This is a genomic window from Candidatus Zixiibacteriota bacterium (assembly GCA_022865345.1).
GTDB lineage: Bacteria > Zixibacteria > MSB-5A5 > MSB-5A5 > RBG-16-43-9 > RBG-16-43-9.
This window is the reverse complement of record JALHSU010000041.1, coordinates 1-1,641: the sequence shown is the minus strand read 5'-3', so window position 1 is coordinate 1,641 and position 1,641 is coordinate 1. Positions and strand designations below refer to the sequence as shown.

Here is a 1,641-nt window from a genome sequence, read left to right as displayed (position 1 = left end):
CAATTGACAACAACCGCTTCCTTGCAGACCCGAACAACTTCGTTAATCCTGCTCACAGAAGTATGGGAGTCAGGGTTCCTGGACTGTTCGGTGATAACAACTGGAAGACTCTTGGCCAATAACTGAACCTGAAATTGTAACTGATAAATCCTCTCCCCTGCGGGGGAGAGGATTTTTTTTGTTCACCATTTTACTTGTAGAGGATGGGCTTGTCCCCTCCCTTCCACTTTCACGCCTCCCCGATGGGTGGCACCCTCAAACTTGTTTGAGGGTGAAAGATGCGGAGACCTCTGAAAAAGTAGAGGGATACGGTCGGGCAAGGTGCCCGACCTACGAGGATTCCACACCTCCCCGAGGCTACGTTTCTTTCTTTTCCACAATTTCGGGCGACCATCCTTTTAAGTCTGGATTTCGCTTTGCTCAACGAGGGTCGCCCCTACAGAGTAAAGAATAGGTAGCCCCATGTTGCCTCAACATGGGGCTAAATCAATTATCCCACTCCTGCGGATCCATTCACAGGACTTGCCCGCAAGGTGGGATTACCAAGTCAGATTGGTAGGGGCGTAATGCCTTATGCCCCTACAAAAACAATTATGTCATTGCGAGTCCGTAGGGCGAAGCCCCGCCAGAGGCTGGACTTCGTCGGTCCGCCAAAGGGAGGGACTCCTCGCGATGACAATCTCTCAGAGACGCATAATTATGCGTCTCTACGGCAAGGAACAGACAAGATGTCTGTTCCACTATGTGGTGGCAGTGTGGCACCCTCAAACTTGTTTGAGGGTGATGCAGGCTAGTAAATCAATCATGGTCCCGCCTTTGGCGGGACTGCTTTCTGTGGTGTCAGGAGTTACCTCCTGACACATGCTTACGCTCAGGGGTAGCTCCTCACCGGTTCCAGCTGATTAATAAGAGAGACGCATTCTATGCGTCTCTACATACTTATATCATTTTTTGATTGACAATCATCTTTGTGGATATTAACTTTTGAAAAATTTTATCCGGGTCCAGATAGACGTGTCAGGAGCAGCTCCTGACAGAACAGAAGAAAGGAGTATCCTATGTGGGCTTTGAAAATTCTTTTAATCTTAGTGATAATTATGCTTTTGATCGGCTTTTCCATTTATAACTCCGGGGAATACGTCTCGGTTAACCTTTTCGGGTACCAGTATTCTGCTGTGCCTATGATCATAATCGCTTACTGGTCTTTAGTGATCGGGATGTTCATCTCCTTCCTTCTGGGGATAACTTACTATCTTCGAATTCAGGATGAGCTAAGAGAACAGAGAAAAGAGAATAAAAGGATGATGGAAGAAATCACCGCGCTCAGAAATATTCCGTTGGAGGAAGAAAAAACGTAAGAAAGGATATAAGGATTAAGAAAAGCAAGTAGCAGGTAGCTTGTAGCAGGGAGCAAGACCAAAGACGAAACTGATGGTACAACTGGACGGAATGAAATCATGAGCAGAAAAGGGGATTCAAGGGGCCTAGAAAGATAAGGTTCAAAGGAGAAAAGACAAATCCGATAAACTAATAGCGAATATCGAGTACCGAATAGCAAATAGCGAATACCAAAACGGAGGTTAGGTGAATTCCACTCATATACTTATAATCTTTGCAGTTAGCTTTATCATTCTGCTCATT

General features: G+C 45.8%; 1 protein-coding gene. It reads left to right on the top strand.

The window, feature by feature from the left end; genetic code table 11:
* Positions 1-1,058: 1,058 nt before the first annotated feature.
* A complete protein-coding gene (locus MUP17_01640) occupies positions 1,059-1,358 on the top strand; it encodes a LapA family protein (protein MCJ7457678.1) in 300 nt (99 codons plus the stop codon).
* Positions 1,359-1,641 lie beyond the last annotated feature (283 nt).